This window comes from Streptomyces sp. NPDC048604, from assembly GCF_043199435.1.
In the GTDB taxonomy this organism is placed as follows: domain Bacteria; phylum Actinomycetota; class Actinomycetes; order Streptomycetales; family Streptomycetaceae; genus Streptomyces.
In genome coordinates this window covers 51123-72005 of the sequence record NZ_JBICVX010000019.1, presented here as the reverse complement: position 1 = coordinate 72005, position 20883 = coordinate 51123, and the positions used below count along the sequence as shown (strand labels likewise).

General features: G+C 69.3%; 20 protein-coding genes and 3 pseudogenes. 11 read left to right on the top strand and 12 right to left on the bottom strand.

Annotated features, from left to right (window positions below; genetic code table 11):
- Nucleotides 1-64 precede the first annotated feature (64 nt).
- Genes ACGFMM_RS30965 through ACGFMM_RS30955 form a run of 3 tightly spaced genes read right to left on the bottom strand, consistent with a single transcriptional unit; the run spans nucleotide 65 to nucleotide 2593 of the window.
- A complete protein-coding gene (locus ACGFMM_RS30965; protein ID WP_393649789.1) occupies nucleotides 65-1288 on the bottom strand; it encodes a beta-ketoacyl-[acyl-carrier-protein] synthase family protein in 1224 nt (407 codons plus the stop codon).
- On the bottom strand, nucleotides 1285-1575 hold the full coding sequence (locus tag ACGFMM_RS30960; protein ID WP_393649788.1) for an acyl carrier protein: 291 nt from the start codon (nucleotides 1573-1575) through the stop codon (nucleotides 1285-1287). The genes ACGFMM_RS30965 and ACGFMM_RS30960 overlap by 4 nt, the downstream gene beginning before the upstream one ends.
- 40 nt (nucleotides 1576-1615) lie before the next feature.
- Nucleotides 1616-2593, bottom strand: a complete 978-nt coding sequence (locus ACGFMM_RS30955; RefSeq protein ID WP_393649787.1) for a 3-oxoacyl-ACP synthase III family protein — start codon at nucleotides 2591-2593, stop codon at nucleotides 1616-1618.
- Between the two features lie 298 nt (nucleotides 2594-2891).
- On the opposite strand from ACGFMM_RS30955, the gene ACGFMM_RS30950 reads away from it, so the two are divergent.
- The gene (locus tag ACGFMM_RS30950; RefSeq protein ID WP_393649786.1) at nucleotides 2892-3794 is read left to right on the top strand and encodes a diiron oxygenase; all 903 of its coding nucleotides are present in this window, start codon (nucleotides 2892-2894) and stop codon (nucleotides 3792-3794) included.
- A 106-nt stretch (nucleotides 3795-3900) separates the two neighbouring features.
- On the opposite strand, the gene ACGFMM_RS30945 is transcribed toward ACGFMM_RS30950, so the two are convergent.
- Nucleotides 3901-4794, bottom strand: coding sequence for an SDR family oxidoreductase (locus ACGFMM_RS30945; RefSeq protein ID WP_393649785.1), 894 nt, complete (start codon nucleotides 4792-4794; stop codon nucleotides 3901-3903).
- A gap of 296 nt (nucleotides 4795-5090) precedes the next feature.
- On the opposite strand from ACGFMM_RS30945, the gene ACGFMM_RS30940 reads away from it, so the two are divergent.
- Nucleotides 5091-5996: a diiron oxygenase gene (locus ACGFMM_RS30940; protein WP_393649784.1), complete on the top strand. Its 906-nt coding sequence runs from the start codon at nucleotides 5091-5093 to the stop codon at nucleotides 5994-5996.
- Between the two features lie 81 nt (nucleotides 5997-6077).
- Here the strand turns inward: ACGFMM_RS30940 and ACGFMM_RS30935 are convergent, their stop codons facing one another.
- Nucleotides 6078-8432: an ABC transporter permease gene (locus tag ACGFMM_RS30935; RefSeq protein WP_393649783.1), complete on the bottom strand. Its 2355-nt coding sequence runs from the start codon at nucleotides 8430-8432 to the stop codon at nucleotides 6078-6080.
- A complete protein-coding gene (locus ACGFMM_RS30930; RefSeq protein WP_393649782.1) occupies nucleotides 8429-9172 on the bottom strand; it encodes an ABC transporter ATP-binding protein in 744 nt (247 codons plus the stop codon). Before ACGFMM_RS30930 ends, ACGFMM_RS30935 begins: the two co-directional genes overlap by 4 nt.
- A 234-nt stretch (nucleotides 9173-9406) precedes the next feature.
- On the opposite strand from ACGFMM_RS30930, the gene ACGFMM_RS30925 reads away from it, so the two are divergent.
- Both ACGFMM_RS30925 and ACGFMM_RS30920 read left to right on the top strand, forming a co-directional pair.
- Nucleotides 9407-10735, top strand: coding sequence for a sensor histidine kinase (locus tag ACGFMM_RS30925; protein ID WP_393649781.1), 1329 nt, complete (start codon nucleotides 9407-9409; stop codon nucleotides 10733-10735).
- Entirely contained in the window at nucleotides 10732-11433 is a 702-nt protein-coding gene (locus ACGFMM_RS30920; RefSeq protein ID WP_393649780.1) for a response regulator, read from the top strand. The genes ACGFMM_RS30925 and ACGFMM_RS30920 overlap by 4 nt, the downstream gene beginning before the upstream one ends.
- A 232-nt stretch (nucleotides 11434-11665) precedes the next feature.
- On the opposite strand, the gene ACGFMM_RS30915 is transcribed toward ACGFMM_RS30920, so the two are convergent.
- Nucleotides 11666-11860, bottom strand: coding sequence for a DUF5708 family protein (locus tag ACGFMM_RS30915; RefSeq protein WP_393649779.1), 195 nt, complete (start codon nucleotides 11858-11860; stop codon nucleotides 11666-11668).
- Nucleotides 11861-12120: 260 nt separating this feature from the next.
- Between ACGFMM_RS30915 and ACGFMM_RS30910 the strand changes: the two are divergent.
- Nucleotides 12121-12243, top strand: a pseudogene (locus tag ACGFMM_RS30910) (IS630 family transposase); the annotation flags it as partial.
- Here the strand turns inward: ACGFMM_RS30910 and ACGFMM_RS30905 are convergent.
- Nucleotides 12233-12562 carry an immunity 53 family protein gene (locus tag ACGFMM_RS30905; RefSeq protein WP_393649778.1) on the bottom strand — a complete coding sequence of 110 codons (330 nt, stop codon included), beginning with the start codon at nucleotides 12560-12562 and terminating at the stop codon, nucleotides 12233-12235. The pseudogene ACGFMM_RS30910 and the gene ACGFMM_RS30905 sit on opposite strands and share 11 nt — an antisense overlap.
- Before the next feature lie 111 nt (nucleotides 12563-12673).
- Here ACGFMM_RS30905 and ACGFMM_RS30900 point away from each other — a divergent pair, with 111 nt between their 5' ends.
- On the top strand, nucleotides 12674-12940 hold the full coding sequence (locus ACGFMM_RS30900) for a hypothetical protein (protein ID WP_393649777.1): 267 nt from the start codon (nucleotides 12674-12676) through the stop codon (nucleotides 12938-12940).
- Nucleotides 12941-13220: 280 nt separating this feature from the next.
- Here the strand turns inward: ACGFMM_RS30900 and ACGFMM_RS30895 are convergent, their stop codons facing one another.
- Nucleotides 13221-13616, bottom strand: coding sequence for a hypothetical protein (locus ACGFMM_RS30895; RefSeq protein ID WP_393649776.1), 396 nt, complete (start codon nucleotides 13614-13616; stop codon nucleotides 13221-13223).
- Nucleotides 13617-14097: 481 nt separating this feature from the next.
- Between ACGFMM_RS30895 and ACGFMM_RS30890 the strand changes: the two are divergent.
- A pseudogene (locus tag ACGFMM_RS30890) lies at nucleotides 14098-14199 on the top strand (IS5/IS1182 family transposase); the annotation flags it as partial.
- 74 nt (nucleotides 14200-14273) lie between these two features.
- On the opposite strand, the gene ACGFMM_RS30885 reads toward ACGFMM_RS30890, so the two are convergent.
- Nucleotides 14274-14825: a DinB family protein gene (locus ACGFMM_RS30885; protein ID WP_393649775.1), complete on the bottom strand. Its 552-nt coding sequence runs from the start codon at nucleotides 14823-14825 to the stop codon at nucleotides 14274-14276.
- A gap of 722 nt (nucleotides 14826-15547) precedes the next feature.
- Between ACGFMM_RS30885 and ACGFMM_RS30880 the strand changes: the two genes are divergently transcribed.
- Entirely contained in the window at nucleotides 15548-16837 is a 1290-nt protein-coding gene (locus tag ACGFMM_RS30880; protein WP_393649774.1) for a S1 family peptidase, read from the top strand.
- Nucleotides 16838-16938: 101 nt separating this feature from the next.
- Nucleotides 16939-17265 carry a hypothetical protein gene (locus ACGFMM_RS30875; RefSeq protein WP_393649773.1) on the top strand — a complete coding sequence of 109 codons (327 nt, stop codon included), beginning with the start codon at nucleotides 16939-16941 and terminating at the stop codon, nucleotides 17263-17265.
- Nucleotides 17266-17352: 87 nt separating this feature from the next.
- Here the strand turns inward: ACGFMM_RS30875 and ACGFMM_RS30870 are convergent, their stop codons facing one another.
- Entirely contained in the window at nucleotides 17353-17811 is a 459-nt protein-coding gene (locus ACGFMM_RS30870; protein WP_393649772.1) for a hypothetical protein, read from the bottom strand.
- Nucleotides 17812-18058: 247 nt separating this feature from the next.
- On the opposite strand from ACGFMM_RS30870, the gene ACGFMM_RS30865 reads away from it, so the two are divergent.
- Both ACGFMM_RS30865 and ACGFMM_RS30860 read left to right on the top strand, forming a co-directional pair.
- Entirely contained in the window at nucleotides 18059-19504 is a 1446-nt protein-coding gene (locus tag ACGFMM_RS30865; protein WP_393649859.1) for a sensor histidine kinase, read from the top strand.
- Nucleotides 19505-19511: 7 nt separating this feature from the next.
- Nucleotides 19512-20192, top strand: a complete 681-nt coding sequence (locus ACGFMM_RS30860) for a response regulator (RefSeq protein ID WP_393649771.1) — start codon at nucleotides 19512-19514, stop codon at nucleotides 20190-20192.
- A gap of 42 nt (nucleotides 20193-20234) precedes the next feature.
- On the opposite strand, the pseudogene ACGFMM_RS30855 reads toward ACGFMM_RS30860, so the two are convergent.
- Nucleotides 20235-20609 (bottom strand): annotated as a pseudogene (locus ACGFMM_RS30855) (phosphatase PAP2 family protein); the annotation flags it as partial.
- Between the last annotated feature and the right edge of the window lie 274 nt (nucleotides 20610-20883).

Below are 20883 nucleotides of genomic sequence, written 5' to 3'. Positions count from 1 at the left end.
TTGGGACGGCTCTCGTCCCGGGTTGGCGGCAGTCCGTGTCCCCCGCCGTGTGGCGGGGCAGGGCTTACGCCTGGCGTAGGACGAGTACGGCGTTGTGTCCGCCGAAGCCGAACGAGTTGCTGATCACTGCCTGCATGCGGTGCGGACGAGGCTTCTTGGCGACGACGTCGAGGTCGATGGCCGGGTCGAGTTGGTCGAGGTTGGCCGTGGGCGGAATCGTCTGGTGCCGCAGGGTCAGGGTGGCGAGTACCGCTTCGATGGCCCCTGCCGCACCGAGGGTGTGGCCCGTGACGCCTTTGGTGGAAGTGACGGGGGGCGGATGGCCGTTGAAGAGGCGGCGGAGCGCTGCGGCTTCGATCTGGTCGTTCATGGGGGTGGCGGTGCCGTGTGCGTTGATGTGGCCGATGTCGGTCTCGTGCAGATCCGCGTCGGCCAGCGCTGCGGTGAATGCCTGTTCGAAGCCGGCGCCTTCGGGGTGGGCGGCGGCATAGTGATAGCCGTCGGTGGCAGAGCCGTATCCGCAGAAGTAGGCTTGGGGCCGGGCGCCGCGGGCCCGCGCGTCGCTCGCCCGCTCGAGGACGAGCACGCCTGCGCCTTCCGCGAGGACGAATCCGTCACGGTCGCGCTCGAAGGGGCGGCTGGCGCCCTGGGGGTCGTGCACGCGTGTCGACAAGGCACCCATCTGGGAGAAGGACAGTGAGGTGAGGGGATGGCACGGCGCCTCCGTGCCACCGGCGAGGACGATGTCGCAGCGGTCGGCCAGCAGAAGGTCGCGGGCGGTGCCCAGCGCTGTGGCCCCGGATGCGCACGCCGTGGTCACGGCCATGCTCGGTCCTCGGGCTCCCAGTGCGATGCAGATTTCGGCAGCCGCGGCATTCACGGTCGAGCGGGGCACGGTCAGGGGGGAGAGCGTCGCGTAGGAGTGATCGAGGTATTTGCGCAGCGCCGCGACGCTGGTCTGCTTGCTCTCCGTGCCCACTCCGACGATGACTCCGACGCGGGCGCCGTCCCAGGTGGCGGTGTCGAGGCCGGCATCCGTGACCGCCTGGCAGGCGGCGGCGAGCGCCAGGTGAACGAAGCGGTCCGTGCGCCACACTGCACGGCCGAGCAGGGCTGCGGCGTCGAATTCCGGGACACGACAGCTGAGGGGTACGGGTACGTCGCCCAGCTCCGGGTCGATGGCGGCCGGGGATACGCCGGAGCACACTCCCTGCCAGCTCGTGACGGCGTCGGCGCCGGCCGACGTGAGGAGGCCGACGCCGGTCACCGCGATGTCGCGTCGGCTCATACCGGACGCACCGGAGCACCGGAGGCCGCCGGCAGGGCCTCCGCGGGTTGCTGCTGGGCGCGTTCGACGGCTGCCACGGCCTCCCCGACGGTGGCCTGAAGGGACTTCAGGTGCTCGGCTTGCGGTACCCGCAGTCCCATGTCGTCCTGCAGGATGCACATGAGTTCCACCACTGCCAGCGAGTCCATACCCAGGTCCTCGAGGGTGCTTTCGGGCGCGATGGTGTCCTCGGGAATGTTGAAGTGGCGCGCCAGGGCGCTCTTGATCGGTTCGTACAGGGAAGTCATCAGCTGGTCCCTCATCAGTAGTCGTGGGCGGGATAGAGGTTCACAGCCGGATCACCACCAGTCCGGCGCTGCTTCCCGCGGCCAGGCCGATCAGCGCCACCAGGTCCCCCGGCCCCGCCAGTCCCCTCTCCATGGCCGTGGCGAGCTGCAGCGGCAACGACGCCGAGGCGACGTTGCCATGGCGGGGAAGAGTGATGACCAGCTTCTCCCGGGGGACGCCGAAGCCCGCTGCGCACAGGTCGTCGAGGTCGCTGAGGGAGACCTGGTGCACGCCGATGAAGGCGAAGTCAGCGACATCCAGGCCGAGTTCGCCGAGCAGCGGTGGGAGGCGGGAACGGCACAGCTCGCGGAGGCTGTCGCGCATGCGGGTGCTCTCCATCTGGAAGAACGCGTCCTCCTCGGCAGCCGACCGCACGGAGCGCGTCCCGCCGTGGACAACGGTGGCACACGGCCAGACGGCGGATTCGGCCGCGAAGCGCGCACCGAGCAGGCCGCGGGTCCGTGACGGGTCGCTGGCGTCTTCTCCGGCCTCCCAAAGCATTGCGGCACCGGCGTCGGAGAACCCGTAGGAAGGGAAGGAACGCGCGAAGGCGGCGGCGTCGGGGACGCGTAGCCGTGTGTACAGTGACGGTGCCTCGCCGCAAGTGATCAGCACACGGCGGTATTGCCGCGAGGAAATCAGGCCGTGAGTGATTTCCATGGCGTTGAGGACACTGTTGCAGGCGTTCTTGACATCGAAAACAGGGCAGTTGAGCCCCAGTTTCGCGGCAACGATGTGGGATGTCGCCGGCTCTGCCAGGTCCTGGCTCGCCGCCGCGAAAATCATCAGGTCGACGTCGTCGGGCCCGGCGCCGCAGTCGGCCAGCAGCTTACGTGCAGCGTTCACCGCGAGGTCGGAAGCCTGCTGGTCGTCGCCGATCAGGTGCACGCCTTGCACACCTGTCAGTTGGGACAGCAGTCCTGGCGGCGGAATGAAACCGTCACTCGCAGCTGCGATCTGAGCTTCTCGCTCGGCCATCGCCACCCACCTTTCGGGCAGGTAGGCGGCCACACCCACGAGACATGCTCTGAGGTCACTCACTCGCATGAAGCTAGCAATGTGTCGCCATTCAGCAGAATGCGGCACTCGTTACAGCCGTAGCACGCGATGGAATTCACTCAGAAGGCGCAGATCTCTTTTCAGGGCGCTTGAACCGTGTATATATGAGCTGCCCGGCCGTCGGACCGCATTGCTGTCCTGGTGTCCCGGTGTCCCCAACGGCCCCGCCCATGCCGCTCACGCCGCCCCGCCGTCGACCGCCCAGGAGCGGAGCCTCATGACACGTCGCCCTCCGCCGCAGGCCCAGGACCCCGCCGGCGTTGCGCAGCGACTGCTGCGCGCCTCTGCCGCTCCGGGACCCGCCGACCCCATCGACTGGGACACTCCGGTGCCGGACGACGTCTGGTTCTGTCGCCCCGAGCGCCTGTCGCTGTACGGGACTCCGCTCTGGGAGGAGATGGACCAGCAGCAGCGCATCGAACTGTCCCGGCACGAAATGGCCAGCTTCATGAGCGCCGGGATCTGGACCGAACTGTGCTTGATGCAGCTGCTGGCACGGCACATGGCCTCGTCCGGTGACTACGGCGACAGCCGCAGCCACTACGCCCTGACGGAAGTGGCGGACGAGACCCGGCACTGCGTGATGTTCGGCCGAACGATCCATGCCATGGGATGCTCCCCGTACCCGCCTTCGGCACTCGTGCAGAGGCTGTTCACCTTCGCCAGCACCCTGTACAGCGAGCTCAGTGTCTTCGCTCTCGCGCTGGTGATCGAGGAAGTCAACGACCGCCTTCAGCGGGAAATCGTGCGGGACGAGCGCGTGCAGCCCCTGGTTCGGGAGGTTTGCCGCCTGCACGTCACCGAAGAGGCTCGCCATGTCAGCTTCGCCCGAACCGAGCTGCTGCACGCCGCCGCCCGCGCCTCGCGCCCACGTCTGGCTCTCCAGCGGGAACTCACCGCCGTATCGGCCTTCGTCGCGTTGGCCCAGCGGATCCACTCCGACGTCTATGCGGCGGCCGGCCTCGACCCGGTCCGCGCCCGCCGTGAGGCCCGGAGCAACCCGCACTACCGCCGGACGCTCCTCTGGAGCGGCGAGAAACTGACCGGCTTCTTGACGGAGGCCGGGATGATCAGCCGCTGGCAGCGGCACTGGTGGCGCCGAACAGGCCTACTGCCGTGACCAGAAGGGGCGCGCCAAGCAGCCCGTCGCGTACCCCTGCGGGCGCCGAGCACCCCGTCTCGTACCGCTGCGGGCGCCAAGCGCCGTGTCGCGTACCCTGCGGGCGTCACCACGGCCGACACCATCGGCGCGCAACGTACTCCACCAGCTTGTGGGAACCGGCCGCTCCCAGCGCGACCCGCTTGACGTGATCACTCACCTGATGCGGAGTCAGCGCGTCGGCGATCATACTCATCCGCGTCTGCGTCCCGATCACGTACCGAGCCCGGGGGCGGGCTGCACTCAGAGCACGCTCGACGGCCCGGGCCACCGGCTCAGGCGCTGGGAGCGTGGCACCCGCACGCAGCGGTGCCTCAGCAGCCCGGTACAGGTCCACGAAGGGCGACCGCCCGTCTGCCGCCAACTCCTTCAGGCCGTCGGCGGCCTTGTGCCAGATGTTGCTCGCGTAGCCGCCGCCCTCGATGAGCACCACATGCACTCCAGCAGGCGAGGCCTCCATCCGCAGCGCGTCGTTGACGGCGCCCAGGGCAGCCTTGCCGGCGCAGTACCAGCCCATGCCCGGTGCGGTGATCCGGCCCCCGAGAGAGGAAATGTTGACGATGCGACCACCGCCCCGGCGACGCATCGCCGGGAGGACGAGCCTGGCAAGTCTCGCGGGAGCCAGCACGTTGACCTCCAGCAGACGGCCGGCCGCCTCGTCGTCGATGTCCTCGACTGCCCCGGCCAGTGGGATTCCCGCGTTGTTGACGAGGGCCCACGGACCGCCGTCGCTTTGTTCGGCGACCTGGTCCAACGCTTGCCGACAGGACGAGGCATCAGCCACGTCCAGGAGCACCGTGCTCAGGCGAACGCCCCGCTCGGCGGCGGCGGCACGCAACCGGTCGGCCTTGTGCTCGCTGCGCGCGGTGGCAATCACCTCGTACCCGCTTGAGGCCAGTCGCAGCGCGATAGCCAAACCGAGCCCGCTCGTCGCCCCCGTGACCATGACGCTGCGCCGCATAGCGGGCCTCCTCAGCACTTTCGTGTGCGGCGCTTACCGCGTTCCCGTACGGCATTCACTGTGCCAAGCATTCGGGGCAGACGTGTGTGCAGCCGACCGGCGCGTCGGTGAAAGCGGGCGGGAATTTCGGCTCGTTGCCCGCCTCACCGTCCTGCACCAGGGGCGGTACCGACCGTACACACCACCTGGCGGACTATTGCCGCCGTGCATCCCACACCCCACATCCTTCAAGCCGTAAATTCCATGGCGGCAATGCCCCACCGCTGATGAACGGGCCTCCGAAGGAGTGATGCCTCATGACGCACCATCCCCTCCAGCAGGCCCAGACTCCCGAAACCGTCGCACGGCGTCTGCTGCAGACCTCCGCCGCCCACTCGTTCGATCCCGTCACGGACATCGACTGGGAAGCTCCGCTGGAAGAGGGAGCATGGTTCTGTGTACCCGAGCGACTGTCGCTGTACGGGACACCGCTCTGGGAGCAAATGGACCAGCGGCAGAGGATCGAACTGTCACGGCATGAATTCGCCAGTCTCGCCGGAGTGGGAAGCTGGCTTGAACTGTGCCTGATCCAAATGCTCGCCCGGTACCTCACCACGCGAAACCTCAAAGATGCGCGAACACACTACGCCCTGACAGAGATGGGCGACGAAACCCGGCACATCACGATGTTCGGGATGTTGCACCGCAAGCTGGACTGCCCCGAGTATGGCCCGCCGGCGTATCTCCGCCGTGTCTTCGCCGCGGGCAGCCTGGCATTCCAGGACCTCAGCACGTTCGCCCTCACACTCGTCACCGAGGAGCTACTGGACCGCTTCCAGCGGGAGATCGCTCGGGACGAGCGCGTGCAGCCTCTGATCCGGCGGATCTGCCAGATCCACGTCATCGAGGAGGCCCGCCATGTGAGCTTCGCCCGAACCGAACTGCGCCATGCGATGGCACACGCCTCGGCACCCCGCCGTGCCTTCCACCGCCAACTGACCGCCCTGGCGGCGTCCCTGGACGTACCGTGCCTGCTCGACCCGGCCCTCTACCGCGCTGTCGGCCTCGACCCCGACGAGGCCCGCCGGCAGGCCAGGTCAAACCCCCACTTCAGGGAGACGATGCTCTGGAGCGGCGAAAAGCTCATCGCCTTCCTCACAGAAGTCGGGATGATCGGCCGAGCCCAGCACCCATGGTGGAGACGCGCGGGGCTGATGCGGTGAACCCGGGGGTGCAGCCTCCGGAACCACGCCGATCCGGCGGGCGGCCTGCACGTTGCGATGGATCAACGTCGTTCCGACCTCCTACTCGGTGCGCAGGGCCGTAGCGGTGCGGGCCCGTGCGGCCCAGCCTGCGGGCGGGAGGGCGCCCAGGGCGGCGATGAGCAGGCCGCCGAGTGCGAGCGGGAGCAGTTCGGCTCCGTGGTAGACGGCGATCACGGAGTCGGGGAGGCGGAGTCCCGCGCTGTCGCCCATGGCGGGCATCACCCAGCCGTGCAGGGCCACTCCGAGCGGTACGCCCAACGCGCCCGCGACCAGGCCGGTCATGACGACCGAGGTGAGCACCATCGCGACAGTCTGCCGAGGTGTCATGCCGAGCGCCTTGTGGACGCCGATCTCGCGGACGCGCTCGCGGGTGTCCAGCAGCACGCCGTTGAGAACGCCGAGCGCGGCGGCGGCGACGAGCATCAGCGTGAGGATCGCGGACAGTGAGTTGAGCGTGACCACCATGTCGCTGCCGCGGCCGAGCCCGCCGGCCTGGGCGGTGGACCCCAGCGGCGCCAGGTCCTTGTTCAACGCGGCGACGTAGCCGATTACATCGGTGCCCGGCGTGACCGCGATGTGATGGCTCGTCTCCGTCAGATCGGGGCGGGCGCCCGCGAGGGACGCTGCGTCGGTGAAGACCTGCATGCCGTCGTTACGGGGGTCGAGGACCTCGCCGACGATCCGGACCGTGACCGGCCGGTGCAGGCCGTTCACGGTGACGGCGTCGCCGATGCGGGTGCCGGTGGCAGCCAGGAAGGGAGTCGGGACCACGGCCTCGCCGGGCTTGTCGGTCCAGCGGCCCGAGACCATCGTGTAGCCGCCCCAGGAGGCGTCGCCGGTGAAGGCGACGACGTCGACGGTGCCGGTCACGCCGGACACGGTCGCCCGTACCGTCGAAGCGCTGTAGTGCTTCGCGGTTCCGGCGCGGGACTCGATGGCCGCGGTGACCGCGGCGGGGTCGGGGTCGGGCCTGGGCTTCTTCTCCGGGGCGGGACCGTGCGGGCCGAAGTCCGGCATGGGCGCGGGTACGGTGACATCGGCTGCGTCGTGCGCCTTGGCCTTCATCACCTCACCGAGCGTCTGCACCATCCCCACCGTGAAGGTGACGGCGACAGTGCCGAACAGCACCGCCGTACCCATGGCCAGCGCGCGGGCGGGCCGTGCGAAAGGCCGGGCCAGGCCGAGCGCGACGGGCTGCGGCAGCGGCAGCCGGCCGGAGAGGCGGGCCGCCCACCGGCCGCGACGCGTCGAGGCGGCGCGCCCGACGGCGAGCGCGTCGACCGTACGCAGCCGCCCGGACCGCCAGGCACTCGCCCACGCGGTCACCGCGACCAGGCCGAGCACCCCGGCGATCACCGCCGCATCGACCCAGGGGGCGATGCCCAAAGAGGAGGAGCCGTAGACCTCCTCTGTCTCGGCAAGCACGGGGACGGCCAGCAGATGGCCTGCGAGCACGCCGAGCGCCGTGCCGACCGCGGCCGGGATCAGCGCTTGGCCGACGTAAGCGCGTACGACCTGGGCCGGGGTGAAGCCGACGGCCTTGAGGATGCCGATGCGGCGGGTGCCCGCGCCGACGGCCGCCGCGACGATGTTGCCGACGATCAGCACCGACATGACCAGACCGAGGGCCCCGAACGCGATGAGGAACGGGACGTACAGGGCGGTGTCGCGTTCGGCGTTCTTCTTGACGGTGAGCCAGGACTGTTTGCCGATGGCGGCTTCCGGCGGCAGGCCCTTCGTCACGGCCTTGGCACCCGCGGCGATCTGCCCGGCGGTCGCCGCGTCGGTGAAGCGGTAGAGCATCTGGTAGCCGCCGCTGCCCGGCGCGGTGAGCGCCGGCATCTGGGACGGCACCACCCACGCGTCGGCGGTCTGCGTCACGGACCTGGCCACTCCGACCACCTTCAGTGTCGGTCCGGCGGGCAGGGCGGGGAACGCGAGCTTCATGCCCAGGGTCGGGATGAGCGACGAGTCGGCGGACAGTACGATCTCGCCGTCGCGCTCGGGCCACCGCCCCTGCCTCAGCGCCACCTCGTCCACGTCCCGGCCGGGATCACCACGGCCGACCACGGTCATCGGCCAGCCGTCGCCCGCCCCGTCCGTCTTCGGAGCGACCGTCGCCGTTCGAAACGGCCCCGCGGCGGCGCTCACCCCGTCGGCGTCGGTGGACTGGGACAGCCGCCCGGCGTCGACCTTCCCCGCGTCGAACGCGACGGACAGGTGCGCGCCGCGCTGCTCGGCGAAGGCATCCGCGAAGGGGGCGCCGGAGACCACGAGCAGCGATCCGCCGAGGACGGACGCGGCCACCGCCATCATCGTGGCGAGCCCGATGACCAATGTCTGTACGCGCCGCCGGCCCACTCCCGAGCGCACCACCTGGCCGAGGGCGCTCACTGGACGGCCTCGGCGGGCGATACGGCGTCCTCGGCGATCCGACCGTCGGTGACCCGACCGTCGGCGAGTGGGCGGTCAGTGATCCGGCCGTCGGCGATCCGGACCGTACGGTTCGTGCAGGACCGGGCCAGGGCCAGGTCATGGGTGACCACGACGATGGTCTGACCCTCGGCGTTGAGGTCGGTGAGCAGCTTGCTGACGTCCTGTCCGGCGGCCGTGTCCAGGGCCCCGGTCGGCTCGTCGGCCAGGAGCAGCGGCGGCCGGTTCATCAGCGCCCGAGCCACCGCGACACGCTGACGCTCGCCGCCGGACAGACGCCCCGGGTAGGCGCGGGCATGCCGGTCGATACCGAGGGCTTGGAGGAGCTCTGCGGCCCTGCGGTCCGCCGCGCCGCGTGCCATGCCGGCGAGCCGTGCGGGCAGGACGACGTTGTCGGTGACGGTCAGGTCGTCGAGGAGGTTGAAGAACTGGAAGACCATGCCGATCTTCGATCGCCGGTAGCGCGCCGCACCGGCCTCCCCGAGACGGTCCACCCGCACGCCGTCCACGGTGACGGTCCCCGTATCGGGACGGTCCAGGCCCGCGATCAGGTTGAGCAGCGTGGACTTGCCGCTGCCGGACGGTCCGAGGACCGCGACGGCCTCACCGGGGCGCACGATCAGCGACGCCTCGTGCAGGGCGGGCGGGCCGTCGTCGTAGCGGCGACTCACCTCTCGCAGTTCGATCACCGGCGTGCTCATGGGGGGCTCCTTCCATACAGGGGGCGGGCGCCGGATCGGGAATCCGACTCCCGGAACGCTAGGAGCGGGCCCCGCCTGCGCACGTCGCCCGCCCGGACCCATTGCCGTAATGCATCGGGATGACCTGGGGGAAAGTCATCCCTGAGATGTAGACGCCCGATGTACGCGGGGCGCCGAGAACGGCCGCTGGGGCGGACTGACGAGGGGGCGGGCAGCGGCGACAATGAACCGGTGATGAACGTACGTACGACGTCGGCGCGGCTGTGGGCCACAGTCCGTGAGACGCTCCGCACGGCGGTCCGCGACGTCAGACACCCGACCGGTCCGCCGCTGCGACTCAGCCGTCGCTCCTGGCAGTTCGACGTACTTGTGGCGCTGGCGCTCGGCGTCACCACGGTCTATTACGGCATCGACAACGCGGACAACGTCGTCGTGCGAGAGATCGATGGCGTGCGGCACGTCATGGCACGCCCGGCGGGCCCCGGCGGCATGGCCTTCATGGTGACCCTCGCGGCCGTCGCCTCGGGCGCCCTGGCGCTGCGCCGCCGCTTTCCGCTCGCCGTGCTGTGCGTCGTCACGGCCGCGGTACTGACGACGCCGCAGAGCGTCATGCGGCTGACGTTCTACGCGTTCGTGATCGCCGTCTACAGCGCCGCCGTCCACAGTCCCTACCGGGTGGCGACCCTGGCGGCGCTCCCGGTGTCGGTCCTCCTGGTCGGCACTTCGGGGAACTCGGTGACGCCGATCATCCCCAACGAGTACATCGTCCTGCTGATCCTGGTTCCGATGGCGGGAGCCGCCCTCGGGCTGCGCACCTGGAAACTCCGGACCGACGAGGGCCGCACGCGGCTCTCCGCCCTGGAGCGCGAGCAGGCCGAGGCGCTGCGCCGGGCCGTCGAGCACGAACGCGCGAGGATCGCCCGCGAGTTGCACGACGTCGTCACGCACAACGTCAGCGTGATGGTGATCCAGGCCGGGGCCGCACGCAAGATCATGAAGTCCTCCCCCGAACAGGCCGGAGAGGCGCTGCTCGCCGTCGAGGCCGGCGGGCGGGCGGCCATGACCGAGCTGCGTCATGTAATGGGGCTGCTCACCATGCCCGACGAAGGCGAGGACGGCGGTGAGGGGGTTGACCGAAGTACGGAGCTGACCCCGCAACCAGGCCTGGACCAGCTGGAATCGCTGGTCGGACGGGTCCGGGACGCCGGCCTCACGGTCGGCCTGACCGTAACCGGACCGCCCTGTCGCCTCCCGCCCGGCCTCGAACTCGCCGCCTACCGCGTGATCCAGGAGGCCCTGACCAACACGGTGAAGCACGCGTCCGGCGCCACCGCCGCCGTCACCGTCGAGTACGGTCCGGACCGGCTGCGGGTGGAAGTCACCGACACCGGTGGGCACTCGGGCGCCGGTGCGGCCTCCGGGAACGGCCGGGGCCTGATCGGTCTGCGCGAGCGCCTCGCCGTCTACGACGGAACCCTGCACACCGGACGACGCCTGACCGGCGGGTACCGTTTGGAGGCGCTCATCCCCCTGGAGGCACCGATCGCCCTGGAGGCACCGTGACCGAGCAGCCGCCGCGTGTACTCCTGGCCGACGACCAGACCCTGGTCCGTACCGGATTCCGGATGATCCTCGGCGCCGACGGCATCGACGTCGTCGCCGAGGCGACCAACGGGGCCGAGGCGGTCGACGCGGTGCGCCGCACCCGGCCCGACGTGGTCCTGATGGATGTCCGGATGCCCGAGATGGACGGCCTGGAGGCCACCCGCCGCATCCTCACCGGCGCCCCGGGCGACCCTCGCGTCATCATCCTGACCACCTTCGACCTCGACCGGTACGTCTACGCGGCGCTGTCCGCGGGTGCCAGCGGCTTCCTCCTCAAGGACGTCACCCCCGAGCACCTGGCCTCGGCCGTCCGGACGGTCCGCACCGGCGACGCCCTCCTCGCGCCGGCCATCACCCGCCGCCTCGTGCAGCGATTCGCCCGGCCCGGCGCTGAAACCACCGCCCTCCACCGCGACTTGGCCTCGCTCACCCCACGCGAACTGGAAGTCCTCGGCCTACTGGCCCGAGGGCTGAGCAACGCCGAACTCGCCGCCCGCCTCCACCTGGCCGAGGCGACCGTCAAAACGCACGTCGCCCGCATCCTCGCCAAGCTCGGACTCCGTGACCGCGTCCAGGCCGTCATCGTCGCCTACGAGACAGGCCTGATCAGCGTCGGCGCAGGCGAGGCCGCCCAGGAGTCCCCCGAGCAGACGTAGACCGAAGCCTGTCCTGACTGCTGTGCGCGCCACCGCGGTCTGGTCATGCATCCGGCCCGGCCGCACTGCCCGGACCACAGGGTGCGTCCGTGGCTGTCAAGCAGAGTGGGACATGGCCGCGCGGGCCTGACTGGGCATCACACCCCAGAACCTGTGACCAAGATCAATCGCGAGGCAATCCCCAAGGGCATGCAGCGTGGTCCACGCGGGTATGCCGCTGCCCGGCCGTCCGCTACTCCACACTCCGCGCCCTGAACGACTGGTACACGCCGTAGAGCAGCTGTATGCCACCGATTGCGATCAGCACGACGCCCACCTTCGTGAGCGTAAAGACGGGAATGTGGACATCCTCGGTGAACAAGCGCAACGCTACTCCGACGGCGGCGCAGACCGCGCCCTCGACGATGTTCTTCGAGGCGGGAGTCACGGTGGCCAATCTCCTTGAGGTCGTTTCGTCCCTGGCGGCCAGGGCTGTTGCTTGCCCACCACCCTAGGCAGGGACACGGGGGCGTAACCTCGACCTGCCGGATGAGAGCGCACTACACACTTCGACGGACCGGAAGTCGCGGCCTTCGTCATCTCACGGCCGCCCCGCGATCAACCGTGGGGCAGCCCGCTACTTGGTAAGCCATGGCCCTACGACTGAATCCACGACGGCTGACCTTGTGGCGTATCACCGTTCCGCCGTTGCGCTGGCGGAACAAGAACACCCGCCACCTCGACGTCCAGGCCGCCCAACGACGCGAACACGCCCCCATCCGCAGCGAGAAAGGCATCCGCTGGGGCAGCCCACCCGCGCTCACGGCGTGACGGATTCGCCAATCACGGCACTCACGGTCGCCCATGCTCTGAACAGCGTGAGGCCCTCGGTCAAATTGCCGGGCCCACAGGCGACATGGAACGCCTTCTCCGACGTCCAGGCCATCACCCAGTCATGCTCACTCCGCATGACCCGCTGTCGGGGGTACTCCCGGCCCGCCAGGCCCGTCTCCTCAAGATCAATCTTGACGGACCAGCCCGGGTTGTCGAGCGTCTCGATCGCCACACCCCATTCGTGCTCCCAGTCGCCATCACACTGGGAGCTGTACCAGCTCTGCAACCAGTCAAGGACGTTCTCGGGTTCGGACATGGACGTAGGCTATGCGAACTGCCGGTGCACCGAAGAGCCGTTAATCCTTACCGATCACTGCCCTGGCGCCACCTCAAGCAACGGTCGCCCCGTTCTGGGTACGGTGATTCCATGAGTGGCGATGACCAGCCGGGCCTGGACGAGATTGAGGCGTGCTTCGCTGCTGTGGTCGAAGGACGGGTGAGCCGGGAAGCAGCGGACCGGTGGGCTGCGCGTTGGTGGGTCGACGACACGCTTGATTGGGACGAACTGTCGTGGTGGGCGCTGGGCCTCCTCCACGGGCTCGATCTGCGGGTGCCGCCCGAGGGACCGTACCTGCATGACGACGAGCAGGTACGAGGGTGGTTGGAGGAACTTCGGCAGCGCCGTACCGCGTAGCGCCGGGCGAAAGGTTGTCACCGTGTCCGCCGGTTGACGCCAAGCATTGGCGGGCGCCGGCCCACTGCAGTCGTGCCGGAGCGCCGCACGCGCAGCGCCAGCGATAGCGCGTCCGACCGCGGGGACTGCCGGACGCCGTGTCCGGCTGCGCCGCAGAACCCTTGAGTGCACGCCGAATCTTCTCGAACGCGAGTGTTCTCCCGGTTCCTGCCTTCGGTGTGAAAGCCCAGCGCAGGCCCCGGCCCAGCAGTGATTGCAGAGGGTCGGGGGTTGTCCGGGGCTACGACGCGTCCGGGTGCGTGGGGGTCGGGTCCGGGTCCGGCCCGAGCGGCGGTCTGGGGGTACGCCGCCGGGCCTGCACGAAGCGCGCGAGGCGGGTGATGCCGTAGCCGAGCAGCCAGGGCAGGAGCGTGATGCCCCCGACGTACACGGCCAGGTAGCCGAGGAAGTCGTGGAGGTGTTCCGGGGTGCCCAGCGTGCCGTCCTCCAGCACCGGGCGGTCCCACCTGCTCAGCGGGAAGGTCATGACGATGGCCGAGGCCGCCACGGGTATGAGGGGGACCAGCAGCGACCACAGTCGGGGCCGTCGGCCGGGCGCGGAGGCGCACCACACCCCCAGTGCGATCATGGCGAACGGCCCGAACGGCACCCACAGCAGCGCCGGGAGCATCAGCATGGCCCACCCCGAGTCCGAGTACCCGAACATCATTGGCATCGCCCCCCAAAATCGCCTGCCCGCGAAGGGCCTTCCGCTGCTCCGGCACGTATGAACGTGAACCTACGCCCGGTAGGTGTGCGACCGCACGGGGGTGTCGAGTGGGCGCCTGGCGGTGACTGGCGGGCGGGACACCCCGAGTCGGACCCCTCGTTCACCTACGGAGATGACGAGAACGCCATCCCTCGTTCAAGTCCGGACTGGCTACTGCGGGCAGGCACTGCTCGGCGGTCGTCGGTTGCCTTCGCTCTCCCTCCGGAGTGAAGGTGAAGGATCGCCGGAACTGGCCCTCGCCGAAGCGCACCGCGAGAAGAATCGGTTGCTCGTGCTCGGGCGGCCACGACTCGGTCCCGGCCCCGCTGCCGTTCCAGAGGTGGAAGACCACCATCGGCTGCTTCGGATCCTCGCTGAGGTAGCCGAGCGTCTTTCCGTACAGAGGATTGTTGAGAACTCCCGGGCCGTCGCCACCCGCTACGACAAGCGGGCCTACGTCTTCAACGGCACCGTCACGGTCGCGGCGATCCGCTTATGGCTCCGGCTGTGATCGCTCGGCAGGAACTCGCCCTATCAGCGGTGAGCATGACGATGGCAGACCATCCCGCCACGAGGTACCACGGTTCACCTCGGCGGGTCCTCGCCAGTGAGCCCGTCGACGGATTCGCGGATGAGGTCGGCGTGACCGGCGTGGCGGGCGTACTCCTCAATGAGGTCCAGGAGAATCCGGCGGAGGTTGGGGCGTTCGCCGCTACGGGTGGTGTAGGCGCCGAGCTGGTCCAGCCCGCCCTTGCTGAGCGCCTCGTCAACGACGGCACGGGAGCGGGCGACCGATTCCTGCCAGAGAGCGAGCAGCCGCTCCGGGGTATCCCCGGCGGCGGAGCGGTAGTCCCAGTCGGGAGTGCTCTCCCAGTCGACTGCGTCCCAAGGAGCACCGACGGGGGAGCCGAGCCACAGCCGGGCGAAATGACTGTCCTCCACGTGCGCCAGGTGCTTGAGCAGGCCGCCCAGAGTGATCGTGGACGTGCCGAGTGTGGCGCGAAGGCCGGAGGCCTCCAGGCCGGAGCACTTCCACGCCAGCGTAGCCCGCTGGCGTTCGAGGGCGCCAAGGATGGCTGCTGCCTCGGTGCCGGCGAGTGGGGGTTCCGGCCATGCTTCGGCTGGTATCTCAGTCATGGCCGCAGACCTTAGCGAACGGAGCCGGTAGTACGGCCGGCGGGTGAACTGCAACGAACCGACCACTCGAACCACAAGATCCGCCGGACAGGCCCCGAGGCCCACCACAGGAGTTGAGCCAGAACCCAGATCTCCCGCACCGTGGTGGTCACCGTGCGGCGGCCGCTGGGGCCGATCCGACGAGTCGTCTTCCGGCGGTGCACCCGCGAAGGACACGCCTCGAAGCTGTGGTCAGAAGTCCACGGGCGTCGCGGACTTCGGGGCACGTTCTGACCGCTTGGCCGTGATGACGACCGAAGTAGTCGTCCTCCCAGGCCCATTCGATCTCGGAGAGGGCCCCGATCGAGTGGAGTCCGCCGTCAGCGGGTCGACGAGGTAGGGGGCCGTGCCCCATCGGAATCACGGCTGCATAGCGCGTTCGTGCGTACTCCTCCGGTTGTGCGTACGCCTTCCAGACGAGCTCGCGCTCCGCTTTGCGTCCGCCTCGAACTCGTGAACTTCCCTGTGCATCCAGGACTTTGACTCCCGTCATCGGTGCATCCCGGATGCGGATACCCCCTTCTGTGACGGTGTGTTCGCCAAGGCAACTCCGGCCCGGGCAAATTCTTTGCGGAGGCGATGAACGGAGCCCGTACCTCCAACCGTATGAAAGGCCGGACACGTGCCCAGCGGTCGCTCCTTCGGCGATCGCAGTCCGTACCCCCACAGCAGGAGGCGAAGCGTTGAGTCACAGGCGAATACCCAAGCGGAAGGCCATTCTCGCGGGGGCCGGGGCGGTGGGCATCGCCGCGGCGGCGATCCTGCTGCCGCAGGCCAATGCCTCGCAGGACGGAGCGGGGAAGCAGGCGGGCTCGCCGAAGCAGATGAGCGCCGCTTCCGCCGCGGGGCTCCTTCAGCGGCTTGGCGAGCAGCTCGGCGACTCCTACGGCGGCGCGTACTACGACGCGGACAAGCAACAGCTCGTGGTCAACGTCGTAGGCGACGACGACAAGGCCGACGCCGATGTCGAGAAGGCCGGCGCCGTTGCGCGCAGCGTGCAGAACAGCCTCTCCGAACTCGCCTCTGCGATGAACTCTCTCCGCGGCAAGGCGTCGGTCCCGGGCACCGCCTGGGCCGTCGACCCCAGGACGAACCAGATCCTGGTCACCGCCGACCGCACGGTCACCGGTCAGCGTTGGGACACAGTCGAGAACGCGGTCCGCTCGCTGGGCGACGGCGTCGCCCGCATCCAGAAGTCCAAGGGTGAGTTCAAGCCCTTCATCGAGGGCGGCGACGCCATCTTCGGTGGCGGCTCGCGCTGCTCGCTCGGGTTCAACGTCACGACCCAGGACGGCCGGCCCGGCTTCCTGACAGCGGGGCACTGCGGCGTCGCCGTCGAGCAGTGGTCCGAGCAGCAGAACGGCCAACCGATCGCAACCGTGCAGGAAGCCGTCTTCCCCGGTGAGGGCGACTTCGCACTCGTGACGTACGACGACCCGAACGTCCAGGCCCCGAGCGCGGTGGACATCGGAGACGGTGAGACCGTGGAGATCAGGCAGGCGGCCGATGCGGCGGTCGGCCTTCAGGTGTTCCGCATGGGCAGTACGACCGGTCTGCGGGACGGCCAAGTGACAGGCCTCAACGCCACCGTGAACTACCCCGAGGGCACAGTCTCGGGGCTCATCCAGACCGATGTCTGCGCGGAGCCCGGTGACAGCGGCGGTGCCCTGTTCACCCGGGACGGAAACGCCATCGGCCTCACGTCGGGCGGCAGCGGCGACTGCACCTCGGGCGGTGAGACGTTCTTCCAGCCGGTGACGACCGCGCTGGACGCCGTGGGCGCCCAGATCGGCTCGGGCGGTGGCGACGACGGCGGCACCGACAACGGTGGTGCCGGTGACGGCGGTGCCGACAACGGTGGCACTGGTGACGGCGGCGCTCAGGACGGTGGCGTCAGCGGCGGCGAGGATGACGGCAACGGTGCCGCCAGCGGTGCCGTCGAGGAAGGCGACTACGAGAGCGGCACCGGCTGACGGTCACGGAGCCACGCAGCCCTGGACATCGGTGGCCGTCCAGGGCTGCAGCCGCGTCCACGGCATCGACCGGTACTTCACATGCCGAGCACTGGAGCTCGATGCTCGTAGAGGGCCATCCCGACGGCTACATCGACTGGTTCACCCACTCCGGTTCGTGGGAGGTCCTTCCGCTGCGGCCGATGCCCGGTCCGCGCGACAGCCGGGTCAAGGCGTACCGCAAGCAAGCCCGCGAAGGAACGCTCCCGCCCGTCCTGTTGTGGTGGGTCAGCGGCCTGGACTGCCATCTGGTCCTGGACGGTCACGCGCGGCTCGCTGCTGCGATCGCCGAGTTCATCGAACCTCCGCTGTTGCAGTTGCACCGCACGGTGCCGCGCGATGGCCTGGACGCCCGGTGGAGACGCGCAGTGGCACCGTATCGCACGTGAGGTGACCGCCGGCCAGGACTGGCCCCGCATCTGAGTCGCTCCCTCAGCCGGGTGGCCCTCCGAAAGCATCCTCCGGAGGCACCTGTTCTAACCGCAGTTGTCGACTGGGAGTGAGTACCTGTCCGGCCCGTTGGAGACGTGGCGGCGGAGGATCTGGGCCCGTATGAGGCAGACGGTTGGCGGGATCGGAGCGCGCACGGGCTCTCGGCTCCAACGCAGCCACAAGGCGAGGTCGCCAAGTGCGGCGGCTTGGGTGAGCTTGTCGAGGGAGCGGAGTTTGGTCCCGCGGTCGATCTCGATGCTCAGGCACCGTCCCTTGCCGGAACGGTGCGTGAGCCGGAGGTCGAGCAACTGTCGTCGTCCGTCAGGCCGGTTGGTGGGGAGCGGGACTTCCTGATGGGCGTTGTAGCCGAGGCTGTCCGCCCACTGGGCTGTCGAATGGGTGAAGAACCTCGTCACTTCAGGCGCGGTCAAGTCCGCGAAGTGCTGGGTGTTGAGCCAGGCGCGTAGGGAGTGGGCGGCGGTATCGAGTCCTGCTTCCGGCATGACTCGAGTATCCGGGACACCACTGACATGCGTCCGTTCCGAAGACGTGGACGACGACGAGGAGGAGGACCGGAACGGGAGCACGTTCCCGCGCCTGCCGTGTGCCTGTGCGGTCGTTGAGCAGGTAGGTCCGGCACTCAGCGGGCGCTTGGGCGCTCAGTACTCGCCGGTCACCGGCGCGCATTGGACTTTCGGCAGTGGCCGGACGGCGCCTGATGTCCGTACCGTCACCTCCGTGGACAGCACAATGATCAACGGGGAGTCGGTGGCCGGAGCCGCTGTCTTACGACGGGCGCTTGATCCTGGAACCGTCCTCACAGCGGCTGCCGCGGTGGCCGCCGGGCTGAGCGTGATGAATCTGTGGTGGGCTGTTCCGACTGCCATCGCCGCGTTCCTGGCAGGACGACGACCCGGACGGACGGCGCCGACGGCGCTCGCCCTGGTCGCGATTCTCGCGGCCGGCGTCGTGGCCCTGTCCGTCGTTCCTGCTTGGCTCTCATTGGCCGGGCGGTTCGTGACGGTGGTGGTCGCCGCCACGATGCTGCCCTGGTTCGCGGGCCGGTTCTGGTGCCAGTACCGGCAGCTTGTGCGGGCCGGGTGGGAGCGTGCCGATCAGCTGCAACGTGAGCAGCAACTGATCGCTGATCAAGCCCGGTTGCGCGAGCGGGCACGTATCGCTCAGGACATGCACGACGTACTCGGCCATGACCTCAGCCTGATCGCTCTGTCGGCCGGCGCGCTCAAACTCGCACCGGACCTCGAAGAGCACCACCGAAGGGCCGTAGGGGACATCAGAGCCAGAGCCGCGACCGCGGTGGAGCGTCTTGGCGAGGTGATCGGTGTGCTGCGTGAGGAGACCGACGCAACGCCGATGGACCTCAACGACTCCAGTCTCACTCGTCTGACCTCAGAGGCTTCCGCGGCCGGCCTCACGGTGGAGTTGCGTATCGACGGCGAGGCGGACGACGTGCCGCCCGTGGTCGGACGGGCGGCTCACCGGGTGGTGCAGGAAGCACTGACCAACGTTGCCAAGCACGCGTCGGGCGCGACCGCGACCGTCCATGTGTCGCACACGGCGGCAGAGACGAAGGTCGTCGTGGAGAACGGCCCGCCGTCGACTGTGGCCGACCAGCGGCCCCCGCCCCGGCCCCGGCCCCGGAGTGGAGGGCGTGGCCTTATCGGCCTGGATGAACGTATGCGGTTGACCGGCGGTTCATTCGCCCACGGCCCGCGCGACGGAGGCTACGCCGTCGTCGCGCGCATCCCGCACACCCCCTCGCCACCGCGCCTCGCGTACTCAGCCTCTCTCGGTGACGGGGTGCCGCAGGAACATCGTCGCGCTCGGCGCCGGGTCGGCCGGGCCCTGGTCGCCGCGGTCATGGTGCCCCTCGTGACAGGAGCTGTGATGAGCGGAGCTCTCATGGGCTGGGAGTTGCTGTCGGCGTCGCAGTCGGTCCTGGACCCACGCGACTATGCCCGTCTGCATGTGGGGCAAGATCGTTCCGAGGTGAAGCGTTTCCTGCCGGACCGGCAGACCAACTACCGACCGCTGACCGCCGAGCCGACGGGAGACGGCACAACTTGCGAGTACTACGCGATGACGGCCGACCGGTTCGACGACCGGTCCGGCGACGCCTATCAACTCTGCTTCCGCCAGGACACCCTGGTGTCGCTGGACACGATCACCCCGTGAGCGTTCGATGATCCGGGTACTGATCGCCGACGACGAGCCGATGATCCGCGCAGGTGTACGCACCGTTCTTGCCACGGATCCGGATATCGAGGTCGTCGCCGAGGCCGTCGACGGGCACGACGCCGTGGACCTGGTCCAACGTCATCGTCCCGACGTGGCCGTACTCGATATCCGCATGCCGGGAATCAACGGCATCGACGCCGCCGCCGAAATCCGCAACACCGTGCCGGCCACGAACATCATCATCCTGACGACCTTCGGTGAGGACGACTACATCCTCATGGCACTCGGCGGTGGTGCAGCAGGCTTCCTGATCAAGTCGGGCGAGCCGGAGGAACTGATCACCGGAGTCCGTGCGGTGGCCGAAGGTGCCGCCTACCTGTCACCGAAGGTCGCGGCCCGGGTCATCGCGCATCTCGCCGCGACAGGAGCGGGCACCATGGCCGGCCGGCGCTCCGCCGCCCGCCACCAGGTCGACGCCCTCACCGCCCGCGAGAGGGAGGTACTGGCCTTCCTCGGAAGCGGCCTGTCGAACGGGCAGATCGCCCGGCGGCTCCACGTGGTGGAGGGAACGGTCAAAGCCCACGTGAGTTCCATCCTGGCGAGGCTGGGCGTCGACAACCGGGCCGCTGCCGCGGTGGTGGCCCACGAGGCCGGGATCATTCCGCCGCACCCCTCCCAACGGTGATGCCGCCCCCTGGGCAAGGGGCATGAGTGTGAGCAGCACCGCCGCCACGAGAGCGCCGCCGAGCGCCGCGCCGGCGAGCACATCGTGCGGGTAGTGAACCCCCACCAGTACACGCAGCAGCGCAGCAGCCCCGGCCAGCGGCAGCGTGATCGCGGCGAGGCGGGGCCGCAGCACGGCCATGCCGACCGCCAACCCGGCGGCCAGGGTGGCGTGGTTGCTCGGGAACGCCCAATCCCCCGCTTCGGGGCACTGAGCGACGGATTCGGCGACAGCGCGCACCGCACGGCAAGGACGCTCCTCGTCCACGATGAGCTTCACCGCTTCGCTCACCGCATACGCCGCGACGGCACCGAGCCCGGTCAGGACGGATCCGGCGACCTCCCGTACGTCCTTGCGGCGGATTGCCGTCCACCACATCCAGACCAGCAACACTCCGAGGATCACCAAAGTACCTTCGGTGGCCACTTCCAGGAGCGGACCCAGCCACGACGGCGCACCCGCCACCGCCCCGGCCACCGACCGGTACGCGGACGCCGAGGCTCCACGCGTGACCTCGACGGCACCAGCCTCGCCCAGCCCACCGGGGGACAGCCACGTGACAGCTCCTGCTCCCACGCCCAGGACGGCCGACGCGCTGAGCAGCCGACCGGCTCGGGCTTTCCTTCGCGGTTCTCGTTTCATGAGGCCCGAA